Source organism: Streptomyces sp. enrichment culture (assembly GCF_964272855.1).
Taxonomy (GTDB): Bacteria; Actinomycetota; Actinomycetes; order Streptomycetales; family Streptomycetaceae; genus Streptomyces.
Map to the genome: position 1 here is coordinate 5,172,448 of NZ_OZ186847.1, position 15,874 is coordinate 5,188,321.

Consider the following 15,874-nt stretch of genomic DNA (forward strand, 5'->3'; position numbering starts at 1 on the left):
ACGGTAGCTGAAAGGGCCCGGAGCGTTATGCTCCGGGCCCTTTCCGTGTCCGTGTCAGGCAGGGGTCACGCGGTCTGGTGCGCCAGCAGTGCCACCGCGGCGACCAGCACCGCCAGCAGGGCGATCAGCGTCATCGGGTTCAGGCCCGCGAGGGGGTTCTCCTGCTGCAGCCGCTCGCGGTTCGCCCGGCACACGGGGCAGCGGCCCTCGCTCACGGGCGCGGCACAGTTCGCGCACACCAGCCGGTCGTACGTCATGTGCTCGCCCTCCTAGCGCCGGTTCTGCCTGAACAACGCTCTCCGGGGTGAGAACGTTCCCCCTCCACTGTGCCAGGTTCTCCGGAAGGGTGCGCGGGGCCCTTCGAAGGGGACTGCGGACGCGTGCACAAAACGTACATGTGACGCGCAACCCCGACCGGTGACTGCGGTTGCCCACTCGCTTCGCGTATGGTCACGCTCATCTACCCCCGGCGACCCGTGGTGCATCCGTGATCCGATTCGACAATGTCTCCAAGGTCTACCCCAAGCAGACCCGCCCAGCCCTCAGGGATGTCTCCCTGGAGGTCGAGAAGGGCGAGTTCGTGTTCCTCGTGGGGTCCTCCGGCTCCGGAAAGTCCACCTTCCTGCGGCTGATCCTCCGCGAGGAGCGGGCCAGCCACGGACAGGTGCACGTTCTGGGCAAGGACCTCGCACGCCTGTCCAACTGGAAGGTGCCGCACATGCGCCGCCAGCTGGGCACGGTCTTCCAGGACTTCCGGCTGCTGCCGAACAAGACCGTCGCCGAGAACGTGGCCTTCGCGCAGGAGGTCATCGGCAAGTCCCGCGGCGAGATCCGCAAGTCCGTGCCGCAGGTGCTGGAGCTGGTCGGCCTCGGCGGCAAGGAGGACCGGATGCCGGGCGAGCTGTCCGGCGGTGAGCAGCAGCGCGTCGCCATCGCGCGCGCCTTCGTCAACCGGCCCAAGCTGCTGATCGCCGACGAGCCCACCGGCAACCTCGACCCGCAGACCTCCGTCGGCATCATGAAGCTGCTCGACCGGATCAACCGCACCGGTACGACCGTCGTGATGGCCACGCACGACCAGAACATCGTGGACCAGATGCGCAAGCGCGTCATCGAGCTGGAGAAGGGCCGCCTCGTCCGCGACCAGGCCCGTGGCGTCTACGGCTACCAGCACTGACGATCCACGACGGAAAGGCTTAACCAGACGCCATGCGCGCCCAGTTCGTTCTGTCGGAGATCGGTGTCGGTCTCCGCCGCAATCTGACGATGACCTTCGCCGTCGTCGTCTCCGTCGCCCTGTCCCTGGCCCTGTTCGGCGGCTCGCTGCTGATGTCCGACCAGGTCAACACCATGAAGGGCTACTGGTACGACAAGGTCAACGTCTCGATCTACCTCTGCAACAAGGCTGACGCCGAGTCCGACCCCGCCTGCGCCAAGGGCGCGGTCACCAAGGAGCAGAAAGACCAGATCAAGACCGACCTGGAGAAGATGCCGGTCGTCGACACCGTGACCTACGAGTCGCAGGATGAGGCGTACAAGCACTACAAGGACCAGTTCGGCGACTCCCCGCTGGCCAGTTCGCTGACGCCGGACCAGATGCAGGAGTCGTACCGCATCAAGCTGAAGGACCCGGAGAAGTACCAGGTCATCACGACTGCCTTCAACGGCCGGGACGGCGTGCAGTCCGTGCGGGACCAGAGGGAGACCCTGGACAACCTCTTCAAGTTGCTGGAAGGCATGAACTGGGCCGCGCGCGCGGTGATGGCCCTGATGCTGGTCGTCGCGCTGATGCTGATCGTCAACACGGTGCGCGTCTCGGCGTTCAGCCGGCGGCGCGAGACCGGGATCATGCGCCTGGTCGGCGCCTCCGGCTTCTACATCCAGGCGCCGTTCATCATGGAGGCCGCGGTCGCCGGACTCATCGGCGGCGTGGTCGCGTGCGCGTTCCTGGTGACCGCCCGGTACTTCCTCATCGACCACGGACTGGCCTTGGCCGACCAGTTGGCGCTGATCAACTTCATCGGCTGGGACGCCGTGCTGACGAAGCTGCCGCTCATCCTCGCCACCAGCCTTCTGATGCCCGCGCTGGCCGCGTTCTTCGCGCTGCGCAAGTACTTGAAGGTGTGACGCACGCCAAGAGGGGCCGTGCGGTCAACCGACCGTACGGCCCTTTCCGTTGTCCTAGACTCACCGGCATGTCAGGTCGTGACCTGTTCTGTCAGCCCCGCCGCATGCGCCGCGGGGCCGCCCTGACACTGCTCTTCGCGAGCGTGGTCGTCACCGGCGCCGCCACGGGCTCCCTGCCCGGCACCGAGCGCAGGCCCGCGCCCGGCCCGTCCCGTACGGCGGCCTCCGTGGCCCGCCCGGACGAGGTGACGGAGGCCGCCGTAGAGGCGATGGCCGACGGCAAGTCGCCCCTGGAGGCCGCCGAGCGGGCCGTCAGCCGCAGCGGGGACCGCTGGGGCGCCGTCTACTCCGAGGGCGAGTACGAGGAGTTCGAGGAGACCCTGGACGGCGCCTACACGGGCGTCGGGCTGGGGGCGCGGCGCGAGCGCGGCGGGCGGATCGAGGTGACCGAGGTGGCCGCCGGGTCGCCGGCGGACGCCGCCGGGATCCGCGCGGGCGACCGGCTGCGCAGCATCGACGGCCGCGCGGTCGACGGGCGGCCCGTCACCGAGGTGGTCTCCTTACTGCGCGGTGACGCCACCGACGCGCCCGCCGGCACGACCGTCCGGCTCGGCCTGGAGCGCGGCACGCGCGAGTGGGACGTCACCTTGCGCAGGGCCCGCCTCTCGACCGACACGGTGAGCGTCCGCGAGCTCCCCGAGGGGGACACCCTCATCAAGATCGGCGCCTTCACCAGGGGCTCCGGCGACACCGTCCGCGCCGCCGTACGGAAGGCCCCGCGCGGTGCCGGGATCGTCCTCGACCTGCGTGGCAACCCCGGCGGCCTGGTCACCGAGGCCGTCACCGCCGCCTCCGCCTTCCTCGACGGCGGGCTCGTGGCCACCTACGACGTCGACGGGGATCAGCAGGCGCTGCACGCCGAGCTCGGCGGCGACACCGAAAGACCCCTGGTCGCGCTCGTCGACGGGGGCACGATGAGCGCGGCCGAGCTGCTGACCGGCGCCTTGCAGGACCGGGGCCGCGCGGTCGTCGTCGGCTCCCGCACCTTCGGCAAGGGCTCGGTCCAGATGCCGACCCGGCTGCCCGACGGCTCCGTCGCCGAGCTGACCGTCGGCCACTACCGCACCCCCTCCGGCCGCGCGGTCGACGGCCACGGCATCACGCCCGACCTGGAGGCCGACGAGGACGCGCTGCCCCGCGCGGAGACCGTGCTGACGGGTCTCGGCGACTAGAGGGCAACCCAACGGGACTCAGCAGGACCCTCCCTTAATGACTTCCCGCACACCCCCTCCGTAGTGCGAAAATGGTCGGCACTATGGCTAAGGAAAAAGGGCGCAAACTGATCGCGCAGAACAAGAAGGCGCGGCACGACTACCTGATCCTCGACACCTACGAGGCCGGACTGGTCCTCACCGGCACCGAGGTGAAGTCACTGCGTCAGGGGCGCGCCTCGCTGGTCGACGGCTTCGTGCAGCTGGACGGTCACGAAGCGTGGCTGTACAACGTGCACGTGCCCGAGTACAGCCAGGGCACCTGGACCAACCACAGCGCCCGCCGCAAGCGCAAGCTGCTGCTGCACCGCATGGAGATCGACAAGCTGGAGTCCAAGTCCCAGGAGACGGGCCACACGATCGTGCCGCTCGCCCTGTACTTCAAGGACGGCCGGGCGAAGATCGAGATCGCGCTGGCGAAGGGCAAGAAGGAGTACGACAAGCGGCAGACCCTGCGGGAGAAGCAGGACCGGCGCGAGGCGGAGCGCGCGATGTCCGCGGTCCGGCGCAAGCAGCGGGCCTGACCCCCGGGAATACGCTGGCACACGTCCGCGTTGGTCACGTACGATGGCATCTGCACCGCAAGCGGGTGCGCGATCCTGTCCGGGGGTTACCTCCGGCGGATTTGAAAAATCAACATGGGGATGATCGGTTTCGACAGCGGCTGTCGAAGCAGGGGAAGCGTGTCGAGGAAGCGGCCATGATCTCGTAAACCACAGGCCGAAAAAAATAATCGCCAACACCAAGCGCGATTCCTCCCAGCAGGCCTTCGCCCTCGCTGCCTGATCTCAGGTAGCAGAGCGAGCCTCCTACTAAGGGAGTGTCAGCCCGGGGCTGTTCCCGACCCGGATCCTGGCATCAGCTAGGGGACTAAACCTCGATCCCGGTCACGGGGTGAAGAGGGAAACCAAACAGTGACTGAGCCCGTCGGAGACTTGTCCGCGTGATCTCCGGGGCCGAGAAAATCAGAGCGGACTGCACACGGAGAAGCCCTGGTTCCGCACCGTTGGACGCGGGTTCGATTCCCGCCATCTCCACTCACTCCCATGTGGGCAAGGCCCCGACGCTTCCGAGCGCCGGGGCCTTTGTCATGTGCGGCGTCGTGCGAGGCGGTCTGTTGTGGGGCCCGGGGATCCGGGATGCTGCGGTGGCATGAAGAGATTCGGGGTCAACTCGCCCGGACGGGCGTGGCGTTGGGTGTTGGTGGGCGGGCTGGTCGCCGGTTTGCTGGGGCCGGGGGCGTTCGCCGGGGCCGACGGGGATCGCAGCGGGCTGGCCGAGGCCATCGACACCGTGCTGGGCGACGCCCGGATGGAGGGCGGCGTGGCCGGTGTGGTGATCGCCGACACCGAGAGCGGCGAGGTGCTCTACCAGCGCAACGGCTCGACGCGGCTGATGCCCGCCTCCACCACCAAGCTCGCCACCTCCGCCGCCGCCCTGGAGATCCTGGGCCCGGAGTACCGCTTCGGCACGGATGTGCTGGCCGGCGGACGGCAGTACGGCTCGGTGCTCCGCGGCGATCTGTATCTGCGCGGGACCGGTGACCCCACCCTCCTCGCCGCCGACTACGACCGGCTCGCCGCCCGGGTCGCCGAGGCCGGGATCAAGCGGGTCGAGGGGCGGCTCGTCGCCGACGACACCAGGTTCGACGCCGAGCGCGTCGGACGGGGCTGGGCGGCCGACGACGAGGCCGCCTACTACGCCGCCCAGATCAGCGCGCTGAGCGTCGCCCCGGACACCGACTACGACACCGGCACGGTGCTCGTGCAGGTCACGCCGGGTGCGGAGGCCGGGGACGAGCCGGTCGTCACGCTCACACCCGACACCGAGTACGTGGACGTCGACGTCCGCGCCACCACCGTCGCCGCCGGGGGCGCCAACGCCCTCTCCGTCGACCGCGAGCACGGCACCAACACCGTCGTCGTCACCGGCACCACCCCCGTCGGCGGCAGCGGCGGCAAGGCGTGGATCAGTGTCTGGGAGCCCACGGGCTACGCCGCCGCCGTCTTCCGGGACGCCCTCGCCGCGCACGGCGTGCGGGTCACCGGGCCGACCCGGCCGGGCCGCCAGACACCGGAGGGCGCGCGGCGGCTGGCCGAGCACCGGTCCATGCCGCTGAAGGACCTGCTCATCCCGTTCATGAAGCTGTCCAACAACATGCACGCCGAGGTGCTGACCAAGGCCATGGGCTACGAGGTCTCCGGCAAGGGCAGCTGGTCCGCCGGGCTCGCCGCCGTCGGCGGCTACCTCAAGGGCGTCGGCGTCGACACCGCGAAGCTCCGCCAGGTGGACGGGTCAGGGCTGTCCCGGATGGACAACTTCCCCGCCGCCCAGCTCACCGCGCTCCTGCTCGCCGCCCGCGCGGAGCCCTGGTACGCCGACTGGTACCGCTCCCTGCCGGTCGCCTGCGACCCCGGCCGGTTCACCGGCGGCACCCTGCGCACCCGGATGTGCGGGACGCCCGCGGCGGGCAACGCCCGCGCCAAGACCGGTTCGCTGACCGGCGCTTCCGCCCTGGCCGGGTACGTCACCGACGCGGGCGGCCGTGAGCTGGCGTACGCCATCGTGCTCAACAACCATCTGGCATCGTCGGTGAAGCCTCTGGAGGACGCCATCGTCACCACCCTCGCCCGGTCCAGCGCGGAGGCGGCCACCTTGGTCACTCCTCGGCGGGACCGGGGCGGGCAGGCGGAGGCCGAGGCCGACGGCCTGGAGTGCGCGTGGCGTAAGCCTGTGCGCTGCTGAGCGGGCGCGTGTGCGCGTCGGGGGTCCGGGGATCAGGCGGGTGCGGGTACGTCGTGGCCTCTCGCGCGGTTTGCCGCACACCTGAGGGGTGTCACCGTGCCGTTCGCCGTGCCGTGCTGCCCCGGACCGTCAGGGCCGGAGGCAGGAGCGTCGTCGCCGGTACCGGGCCGCCGGCCGGTTCGCGCAGCAGGAGTTCCACCGTGCGGCCGGCGATCTCGGCGGCGGGCAGGGTGACCGACGTCAGGGGGACGCGGGTGGACTCCGCGAGGCCGGGCGGGCAGATGGCGGTGACCGAGAGGTCTCCGGGGACGCGCAGGCCCAGCCGTTCGAAGGCGTCCAGGAGCGGGTTCAGGGCGGCCTCGTTGTGGACCACCAGCCCCGTCAGCGCCGGGTGTTCGCGCAGCAGTCGCTCGGCGAGCCGGAGGGCCGCCGCGGGCGTCGGCTCGCAGGGGTGGACGGCGGAGACGAGGCCGTGGTGGTCGGCTGCGGCGGTGAAGCCCTGGACCACGCGCTGGGCGAACGCGGTCCGGCGGACGTAGACCTCGGGCGGGGAGCCCACCAGGGCCACCACCCGGTGGCCCAGCTCCGCCAGGTGGTCCACGCAGGTCTCGGCCGCCGCCCTGAAGTCGAGGTCGACGCAGGTGAGTCCGGCGTGGTCCGCCGGGAGGCCGATCAGCACGGCCGGCCGGTCCAGGGCCCGCAGCAGCGGCAGCCGGGGGTCGCGCAGCTGTACGTCCATCAGGATCAGCCCGTCCACCAGGGCCGTGTCGGCAACCCGGCGCAGGCCGTCCGCGCCTTCGTCCTGGGTGACGACGAGGACGTCGTGGCCGTACGCCCGTGCCGTGGTCACCACCGACACCGCGAACTGCATGGCCGTCGGCACGTGGACGCCCGCCCGCAGCGGGAGCACCAGGGCGATGACGTTCGGCTCGCCGCCGGCCAGGGCGCGGGCGCCCGCGTGCGGGCGGTAGCCGAGGGCGCGGATGGAGGCGTGCACGCGGCGCCGGGTCTCCTCGGAGATCGGGCGCTTGCCGCTGAGGGCGTACGACACGGTGCTGGGGGAGACGCCGGCGTGCCGGGCCACGTCCGTGATCTTCACCATCAGGCGGGCTCCACCGCTCGTTGTCGAAGCGCTTCGACGAGCGACGGTAAAGGCGGATCAGCGGACCGGTCAATGGGGTCGGAAGGATTCAGTGGAGCGGTTCAACGGAGTGGACGAGCCTTCCTTCGCGCCGGCCGAGCGCGAGCGGCGCGAGAGCGGTCAGCAGGGCCGTGCCCGCCGCCGCGACCGGCACCGCGTAGCCCGCCGTCACCGACAGGTGCTCCACCGACCAGCCGCCCAGCGCGCTGCCGCCCGCAATCCCGCCCAGCAGGCCGGTCACCGCCAGCGTCATGCCCTCGTTGAGGCGCCCCGCAGGCGTGCGCTCCTGCACCAGGGCCATGCCGGTCACCATCGTCGGCGCGGTCGCCATCCCCGCGACCAGCAGCGCGCCCGCGAGCACCGGCAGGGAGCCGGTGAGCGTCGCGGCGAGCAGCGGCAGGGTCAGCGCCCCGGTCATGGCGGCGATGCACCACACGTACCGGACGTCGGCCCGTCCGCGCGGCCGGAACCGGCCGTACACCAGCCCGGCCGCGCAGGACCCGGCCGCCTGGAGGCCCAGCACCACGCCGACCGCCGTCCGCATGCCGTGGGCGTCCGCGAACGCGATCGTGACGACCTCCAGCGCGCCGAAGACCACGCCCATGGCGAGGCAGACCACGAGCAGCGGCGGGATGCCGGGCGCGCGCAGCGGCGACCTCCCGCGCACGGCGGGCCGCGCGGGCGGCTCCGTGGACCGCTGCGCGGCGAACAGCAGGACGCCGGACAGCAGCAGGACGACGCCGACGAGCGTGCCCGCCTCCGGGAAGAAGGTCCCGCACAGGAAGGCCGCGAGCACCGGGCCCAGCATGAAGCACAGCTCGTCGGCCGCCTGCTCGAAGGCGTTCGCGGTGTGCAGCGCGGCCGCGTCGCCCTTCAGCAGGTGGGCCCAGCGGGCGCGGGACATGCCACCGGTGTTGGGGGTGGTCGCGGTGGCGGCGTAGGCGGCGAACAGGGTCCAGTCGGGGGTGCCCCGGCGGACGCAGAGGATCAGGGCGATGCTGCCGAGGGAGGCGACGAGGGTGGCCGGTACGGCGATCCGGGCCTGGCCGTACCGGTCCACGAGCCGGGCGGTCCAGGGCGCGACCAGCGCGGTCGCGGCGAGGCCGGTCGCGGTGACGGCGCCGGCGAGGGCGTAGGAGTCCCGCGCCCCGGCGATCATCACGACCGCGCTCACGCTGAACATGCCCATCGGCAGGCGGGCTATCAGGTTTCCGGCGGTGAAGGCCTTGGCGCCCGGGTGGGCGAAGAGCTGTCGGTACGGCATGGGTCCACCGTCGCCCGGAAGTGATCAAGGGGTCCAACACCGGTTCGGCGCGGATTCACGCGCCTGTGTTGTAAGTTGCCCGGATGTCCGCCCCGCACATCGACCCCCGGCTCCTGCGCGCCTTCGTGACCGTCGCCGAGGAGCTGCACTTCACCCGGGCCGCGGCCCGGCTCTACGTCGCCCAGCAGGCGCTCAGCCGGGACGTACGGCGGCTGGAGCGGGAGCTGGGCGCCGAGCTGTTCGTGCGGACCACGCGCCAGGTGACGCTGACCGGCGACGGCGAGCGGCTGCTGCCCCACGCGCGCCGGGCGCTCCAGGCGCAGGACGACCTGCTCGCCGCCTTCGGGCAGGCCCGGCCGCTCCTCGTCGACCTCAACTTCCCCGGCCTCGGCACCGCGCACCGGGTGCTGCGCCGGGCCCGCGAACTCGCCCCCGGGCTGGAGCTGATGGCCCGCTACGAGAGCGGGCTGACCGGTGCGGCGGAGCAACTGGCCGGGGGGCGGCTGGACGCGTCGTTCGGACGGTACGCGGGGCTCGGCCCGGCGCTGCGCGGCCGGCTGGCCCACCAGCCGGTGCGGTTCGAGCCGATGGTGATCGCGCTGCCCGAGGGGCACCCGCTGGCCCGGCTGGAGGCCGTGCCGCTGGCCGCGCTCGCGGGCGAGCGGGTGTACGCGGGGGCCGGGAACCCGCGTACGCGGGAGTGGACCGACCTCGCGAGCCGCCTGTTCGAGGGGCGGGGGATCGAGGTGGCGCCGCCCGTTCCGCTGGCCGTCGGTGACGAGGAGTTCGAGCGGATCATGGCGAAGACCGGGTATCCGGTGCTCGCCGTGGTGGACTTCCCGGGGATGCGCGACCGGGTGATGCGGCCCTTGGTCGACCCCGTTCCGCTGTCCCCGGTGTCGCTGGTGTGGCGGAAAGGGCTGGTTCATCCGGGACTGGACGCGTTGCGGCGGGCCGCGGCGGAGGTGGCGGCCGAGGAGAGGTGGCTCCACCGGCCCGCCGGGGGATGGATTCCGGCCATGGACATCTCGCTCATGAACCTCCACAACTGACAATGCGTATACAGAAATCCGGTAGGCATATGCTCGGATCGGCCGCGCGGGCTCAGGCCAGCCGCCCTTCGCTTCAGATGTGACCTGTTCCGCCCGACTTTGTGTGGAGACTTTGCGAAGAGCGCTGGTAACTTGAGAGCGCCGCGGTGACCCGCGAGGTCCGGGGGGATTCAGGGTTTGCGGTCGCTGCTGCGGCAACCGACAGCAAACTCTCGTACGTCTGTACGTCTGCCTGCGCGAGCAACATGGAGTGCGGAGGGAGGCACAGTCGTGACCCAGGCAGGGCAGGGGGGACGCGATCGGGGCGGCGACAAGGTGCCCCTTTCGCCGGACGAGACCATGCAGTTGAAGGTCCCGGCGCCGCAGCAGCGAGCGGCCGCCGACGAGACCATGCAGCTGCGCGTACCCGAAGGCGGCATACCCGAGGGCGGCATACCCGAGGGTGGAATACCCGAGGGTGGAATACCCAAGGGCGGCAAAGCCGACGACTCCGGCACAGCCGACGGATCCGGTTCCGGTGAGTCAGAGACGTCCGGTACGCCCTCCCGGCGCCGCCGCAAAGCCGCCCGCCCCTCTCCCGCCGCCCGCCTCACCGCAGGCCTGACCGCGGCGCTCGGCCCCCGGCTGGCCCCCGTGCTCGGCCCCGTCACCGCCTTCCTCGGCCCCTACCTCCGCCGGATGCGTCCGCAGTACCCCCGGCCCGGCCGCACCGGCTGGCGGCGCTGGATCCCGTCCTGGCGGCAGAGCGTCGGCGGCTTCCTCGCCACCCTCGGCCTCAGCAGCCTCCTCCTGGTCGTCGCCTACGCGGCCACCGACATCCCCGAGGACCTCAACACCTACGCCACCCAGCAGGACAACGTTTACTTCTGGGCCGACGGCACCCCCATGGCCCGTACCGGCTGGGTGCTGCGGCAGTCGATGTCGCTGGACGACATCCCCGAGGACGTCCGCTGGGCGGTCCTCGCCGCCGAGAACGAGAGCTTCTACAGCGACCCCGGCATCTCCTTCAAGGGCATCACCCGCGCCGTGTTCCGCACCCTCGGCCAGGGCGACACCCAGGGCGGCTCGACCATCACCCAGCAGTACGTCAAGAACGTCTACCTCAACCAGGACCAGACCGTCAGCCGCAAGTTCACCGAGGCGATGATGGCTCTCAAGCTCGACAACCGGATGAGCAAGGACGAGATCCTCGAGGGCTACCTCAACACCAGCTGGTTCGGCCGCGGCACCTACGGCATCCAGCGCGCCGCCCAGGCCTACTACGGCAAGGACGTCAGCGAGCTGAACGTCAGCGAGGCCGCCTTCCTCGCCTCCCTGCTCAAGGGCGCCGGCCTCTACGACCCCACGCTCAGCCAGGCCAACCACGAGCGGGCCGTGGAACGCTGGTCGTGGATCCTCGACCGGATGGTCGCGATCGGCAAGCTGTCGCCGCAGGAACGCGCCAAGTACACGAAGTTCCCGGAGCCGCTGGAGAGCAACCCGCTGTACGACACCGGTGAGCAGAGCGACTACCTGGTCGAACTCGCCGCCCAGTACGCCAAGAAGACCGCGCACATCTCCGACCAGGAGTTCGACCGCGGCGGCTACCAGATCTACACGACCTTCGAGAAGGGCCGCGAGGACCAGCTCACCGACGCCGTGACCAAGGCCCGGAAGCAGGCGAAGAAGGACAACCCGAAGGCCGCCAGGACCGCCCACTACGGCGCCGCCTCCATCGCCGCCGACGGCCGGATCCTCGCCGTCTACGGCGGCCCCGACCACCGCAAACAGGGCTACAACGAGTCCAACGCGACCACCGTCCCCGCCGGATCGGCGTTCATGCCGTTCGTCTACGCCGCCGGACTGGAACACGGTGTCCGCAAGAGCCGCGACGGCGAACCCACCCCGGTGACCGGGGAGACCCTCTACAACGGCGACGACGAAGTGCCCGTCACCACCCCCGAGGGCCCCTACTGGGACCGCAGCGGCCGCAAGGTCGCCGCACGCAACGACGGCGGCAAGTCCTACGGGCAGATCTCCCTGCACCAGGCGCTCGCGCTGTCCGTCAACACCCCGTTCATGCAGCTCGGCATGGACACCGGGCTGGAGAAGGTGCGCTCCACCGCCGAGGCCTCCGGGCTGCTGCCCTCCAGCATCGGCGCCCAGGTGCCCACCCTGTCCACCGGCAGCTCCACCCCCAGTGCCATCCGGATGGCCAGCGGCTACTCCACCTTCGCCGCCGACGGCAGGCACACCGAGCCGTACTCGGTGCGGAAGATCACCCACAACGGCCGCACGGTCGCCCTCGACAAGCCTGCCACCCGCCGCGCGATGGGCGCCGACACCGCCCGAGAGGTCCAGTCCGCCCTCGTCGACGCCTTCCGCGCCGCACACCCGGAGGCCGCGTCCGCCTCCGCCACGGTCGCCGGGAAGGCCGGCACGACCGAGAACGACAAGGCCGCCTGGTACGTCGGCACCGCCGAGAAGGTGTCCACCGCGGTCGTCGTCTACCGCATGGACCTCGGCAAGAGCCTGGAACCCCTGCCGCTGGAAGGTCTGGCCGGGACGGCCGCCGACAGCGTCCCGTACGGCATCTGGTCCAGTGCCGTGAGACCGCTCGGCTGAGCACCCGGCGCGACCACCGGCACCGCCCAGCCCCTGTCCCCGAGAGATCGAGCCGCAGATGAAACAACCGTCGGGCCGCCGCCGCAAGGCCCGTGCACGCCGCCGCCCCGCCGCCGCCCGCCCGGGGTTCCTCACCCTGGCGGCGTGCCTCGTCGTCGCCTCCCTCGTCGCCGGCTACCTGGTGCTCTCCCGCACTGACGACACCGCCCCGACCGCGTCCGCCCAGGACGGCCCGAAGTCGTCGCAGCCGACCGCGCGGGCGAGCGAGGAACCGGAGTGGGACGGCAAGACGAAGGTGCTCGGCGACGGCTCGACCTCCTACACCGGCCCGCAGAAGGACCAGTTGAAGCCGGAGCCGCTCAAGCCCGGCCAGAAGCCGCCCCAGTTCGTGGTCTTCTCCTGGGACGGCGCCCTCCAGGGCGACGACGGCCTCTTCTCCCACTACCGGGAGATGGGCAGGCAGTACGACGCCCACATGACGTACTTCCTCACCGGCATCTACCTGCTGCCCAAGAGCAAGAAGGACCTCTACTCCCCGCCCCAGCACCCCAAGGGCACCGCGGCGATCAGCTTCCCCACCGACGAACACATACGCACCACCCTGGAGCAGCTCGGCGGCGCCTGGAAGGACGGCAACGAGATCGGCACCCACTTCAACGGCCACTTCTGCGGCGCCAAGGGCGGCGGCGACTGGAGCGTCGAGGAGTGGAAGAGCGAGATCGACCAGTTCTACGAGTTCGTCGAGAAGTGGAAGACGAACACCGGCTACACCGACCTCGACCCGCTGCCCTTCGACATCAAGAAGGAGGTCGCCGGCGGCCGCGCCCCCTGCCTCGAGGGCCAGGCCAACCTGCTGAAGGCGGCCGAGAGCTACGGCTGGCGCTACGACGCCAGCTCCGCCGGCGACTTCCAGATCTGGCCGACGAAGAAGAACGGCATCTGGGACTTCCCGCTGCAGATGCTCCCGTACGAGGGCGGCAAGTACCAGGGCCTGTCCATGGACTTCAACTTCCTCTACAACCAGTCCGACGGCGAGACCGACGGCGACCCGGCCATGTACCCGCAGTGGCAGCAGGAGACCTACGACGCCTACATGGCCGGGTTCAACCGCGTCTACTACGGCAGCCGGGCCCCGCTGTTCATCGGCAACCACTTCGAGCAGTGGAACGGCGGCATCTACATGAACGCCGTCGACGACATGATCAAGACCGTGTGCACCAAGAAGGACGTCAAGTGCGTGTCCTTCAAGGAACTCGCCGACTGGATGGACGCCCAGAAGCCGGCCACCCTGGAGCGGCTGCGCACCCTTGATCCGGCGCAGGCACCCGACTGGTCGACGGTCGTCCAGTGACCCAACCCCCGTTGCGGCGGGCGGCGATGACGGTCCGATAACAGCCGCTCGGTTGGTCCTGCAACCCTCTTCACAGCAGCCACACATGGCATGGGAGGATTCCGCTGCCTCGGCACTCCTCAGCCGGGGAAAGAGGGGAAAGTTCAGTGAAGTCAAGGAAAGTGAGTCGTACGCGGCGTCGCGCGACGATACTCACGGCAGCCGCCGCCTCCGTCGTCGCGGGCGTGGCACTGCTGCCCAACTGGAGCGCCGGAGCGTCCACCACGACCGAACCAGAGGTGGACGCCAAGACGAAGGCCACGTTCCAGAAACTGGCCGACGCGGTCTTCACCGACCGCACCAACGCCCTGGTCGACGAGCCGGCGGCCGACCAGCCGCGGACCGACGGCTTCTCCGGCCGGGTCGCGCTCTCCTCCGGTGCGGCCCGTACCGAGGACAGCGCCCTGGACCAGCTCGGCGACCGCAAGGACCGGCTGGCCCGTCTCGGCGAGAAGTACAGCGCGGCGAACACCTCCGTCACCCTGGACCGCACCCAGGTGCGCGGCCGTACGGCCGTCGTCGCGGTCACCGAGACCACGACGCTGACGTACGACAAGGTGCGCGGCGACGAGCCGAAGTCGACCGGGTTCCAGGCACACCACGAGTTGACCTTCAAGGCCGACAAGCGCGGCAACTGGCGGCTCACGGGCATCCGTGAGACCGACGACGGCGGTTTCGCGGTCAACCAGCTCGCCAAGTCGAGGACCGCCGCCACCACCACCGACGACACCATGCCGTCGGCCCCGCGCGCGGCCATCACCCGGCCCGCGCCGTCCAACCCGAAGAACTTCACCGCCGGCGGCTACGACTACAAGGCGATGGCCGCCTACGCGGAGAAGTACTGGCGCACCTACAACACGGCCTACCCGGACTTCAACGGCCAGGGCGCGGGCGGCGACTGCACCAACTTCGTCAGCCAGTCCCTGAAGGCGGGCGGCTGGAAGCACGTGCCGGGCTACGTGTACGACTACACCCGGTGGTTCGGCAACGCCGACATCCAGTCGCACTCGTTCGTCGGCGTCAACGAGTGGTCCTGGTTCGCGCTGAACTCCAAGCGCGTCACCAGCCTCGCGAACGTCTACCAGATGGACGTCGGCGACGTCCTCCAGGTCGACTTCGACAAGGACGGCTCCAAGGACCACACGATGATCGTCACGTACCGCAGCCCCCAGGGCGTGCCGTACCTGACGTACCACTCCACCAACACCTACCGCCGCTCGGTGGCGAGCGTCATCGCGTCGTACCCGAACGCGGCGTACTACGCGTACCGCACCTGACCGGGGCGGTGGCGGACGGTCGCCGGGGCTCGCCTTGCGGGGCGAGCCCCCACGCCGGGCGGAGGCGGCCCCGGCACGTCGGTCTTCTAGAGTTCTCCCGTCCCCCCAAGGCACCAGAGGAGCAACCGTGACCGACGTGCAGCAGGAGATCGCCCGCGACCTCCAGGTGAGCGAGTCCTTCGACGCCCGGCAGGAGATCGAGCGCCGGGTCGCCTTCCTCGCCGAGCGGCTGACCTCGACGGGCCTGCGCTCCCTCGTCCTCGGCATCAGCGGCGGCGTGGACTCCTCCACCGCGGGCCGCCTGTGCCAGCTGGCGGTCGAGCGGGCGCGGGACGCCGGGCACGAGGCGGTGTTCTTCGCGATGCGGCTGCCGTACGGCGTCCAGGCGGACGAGGCGGACGCGCAGCGGGCGCTGGAGTTCATCCGCGCGGACCGGGTGCTGACCGTGGACGTGAAGCCGGCGAGCGACGCCGCGCTGGAGGCCGTGGTGGCCGGCGGCACGGTGTTCCGGGACGCGCACCACCAGGACTTCGTGCACGGCAACATCAAGGCGCGCCAGCGGATGATCGCCCAGTACGCGGTGGCGGGCGCGGAGAACGGGCTGGTGGTCGGGACCGATCACGCGGCCGAGGCCGTGTCCGGGTTCTTCACCAAGTTCGGGGACGGTGCCGCCGACGTCGTTCCGCTGACCGGTCTCACCAAGCGGCGCGTGCGGGCCATCGCCGCCGAGCTGGGCGCGCCGGACTCGCTGGTCTGGAAGACCCCGACCGCCGACCTGGAGACCCTCGACCCGGGCAAGCCCGACGAGGACGCCCTCGGCGTCACCTACGACGACATCGACGACTTCCTGGAGGGCAAGCCGGTCGCCGAGCCAGCCTTCGAGGCGATCGTCGGCCGGTACCGGCTCACCGAGCACAAGCGTCAGCTGCCGATCGCTCCCTGACCGCGGCGGCGCCGGTGGTGGTGTGGAAAACTGCCCCGCGTTGCTGAAGTGAACAGAGTG

At 70.8% G+C, this 15,874-nt stretch carries 13 protein-coding genes and 1 other RNA gene; 11 read left to right on the plus strand and 3 right to left on the minus strand.

Annotated features, from left to right (window positions below):
* Positions 1-65: 65 nt before the first annotated feature.
* Entirely contained in the window at positions 66-257 is a 192-nt protein-coding gene (locus ACSU6L_RS22715) for a hypothetical protein (RefSeq protein ID WP_073938212.1), read from the minus strand.
* A gap of 230 nt (positions 258-487) precedes the next feature.
* Here ACSU6L_RS22715 and ftsE point away from each other — a divergent pair, with 230 nt between their 5' ends.
* The 6 genes from ftsE (at position 488) to dacB (ending at position 6,143) form a co-directional block, all read left to right on the plus strand.
* Positions 488-1,177, plus strand: a complete 690-nt coding sequence (gene ftsE, locus ACSU6L_RS22720) for a cell division ATP-binding protein FtsE (RefSeq protein ID WP_043501321.1) — start codon at positions 488-490, stop codon at positions 1,175-1,177.
* A gap of 32 nt (positions 1,178-1,209) precedes the next feature.
* Complete coding sequence (ftsX, locus tag ACSU6L_RS22725) at positions 1,210-2,127, plus strand: permease-like cell division protein FtsX (protein WP_437059512.1); 918 nt, start codon at positions 1,210-1,212, stop codon at positions 2,125-2,127.
* 68 nt (positions 2,128-2,195) lie between these two features.
* Positions 2,196-3,359, plus strand: a complete 1,164-nt coding sequence (locus tag ACSU6L_RS22730; protein WP_437059514.1) for a S41 family peptidase — start codon at positions 2,196-2,198, stop codon at positions 3,357-3,359.
* An 83-nt stretch (positions 3,360-3,442) separates the two neighbouring features.
* The gene (gene smpB, locus ACSU6L_RS22735; RefSeq protein WP_437059516.1) at positions 3,443-3,922 is read left to right on the plus strand and encodes an SsrA-binding protein SmpB; all 480 of its coding nucleotides are present in this window, start codon (positions 3,443-3,445) and stop codon (positions 3,920-3,922) included.
* Positions 3,923-4,038: 116 nt separating this feature from the next.
* Positions 4,039-4,438: a transfer-messenger RNA gene (gene ssrA, locus ACSU6L_RS22740) on the plus strand.
* A gap of 112 nt (positions 4,439-4,550) precedes the next feature.
* A complete protein-coding gene (dacB, locus tag ACSU6L_RS22745; protein WP_437059518.1) occupies positions 4,551-6,143 on the plus strand; it encodes a D-alanyl-D-alanine carboxypeptidase/D-alanyl-D-alanine endopeptidase in 1,593 nt (530 codons plus the stop codon).
* Between the two features lie 91 nt (positions 6,144-6,234).
* On the opposite strand, the gene ACSU6L_RS22750 is transcribed toward dacB, so the two are convergent.
* Together ACSU6L_RS22750 and ACSU6L_RS22755 are read right to left on the minus strand one after the other, a co-directional pair.
* On the minus strand, positions 6,235-7,245 hold the full coding sequence (locus ACSU6L_RS22750) for a LacI family DNA-binding transcriptional regulator (RefSeq protein WP_437059520.1): 1,011 nt from the start codon (positions 7,243-7,245) through the stop codon (positions 6,235-6,237).
* An 88-nt stretch (positions 7,246-7,333) separates the two neighbouring features.
* On the minus strand, positions 7,334-8,548 hold the full coding sequence (locus ACSU6L_RS22755; protein WP_437059522.1) for an MFS transporter: 1,215 nt from the start codon (positions 8,546-8,548) through the stop codon (positions 7,334-7,336).
* Positions 8,549-8,631: 83 nt separating this feature from the next.
* Here ACSU6L_RS22755 and ACSU6L_RS22760 point away from each other — a divergent pair, with 83 nt between their 5' ends.
* The 5 genes from ACSU6L_RS22760 (at position 8,632) to nadE (ending at position 15,814) form a co-directional block, all read left to right on the plus strand.
* Entirely contained in the window at positions 8,632-9,600 is a 969-nt protein-coding gene (locus ACSU6L_RS22760; protein WP_437059524.1) for a LysR family transcriptional regulator, read from the plus strand.
* Positions 9,601-9,939: 339 nt separating this feature from the next.
* Positions 9,940-12,204, plus strand: coding sequence for a transglycosylase domain-containing protein (locus tag ACSU6L_RS22765; RefSeq protein ID WP_437065015.1), 2,265 nt, complete (start codon positions 9,940-9,942; stop codon positions 12,202-12,204).
* Between the two features lie 58 nt (positions 12,205-12,262).
* Positions 12,263-13,555 carry a hypothetical protein gene (locus ACSU6L_RS22770; protein ID WP_437059526.1) on the plus strand — a complete coding sequence of 431 codons (1,293 nt, stop codon included), beginning with the start codon at positions 12,263-12,265 and terminating at the stop codon, positions 13,553-13,555.
* Between the two features lie 146 nt (positions 13,556-13,701).
* Entirely contained in the window at positions 13,702-14,871 is a 1,170-nt protein-coding gene (locus tag ACSU6L_RS22775; protein ID WP_437059528.1) for an amidase domain-containing protein, read from the plus strand.
* A 127-nt stretch (positions 14,872-14,998) separates the two neighbouring features.
* Positions 14,999-15,814, plus strand: coding sequence for an ammonia-dependent NAD(+) synthetase (gene nadE / locus ACSU6L_RS22780; RefSeq protein ID WP_437059530.1), 816 nt, complete (start codon positions 14,999-15,001; stop codon positions 15,812-15,814).
* Positions 15,815-15,874 lie beyond the last annotated feature (60 nt).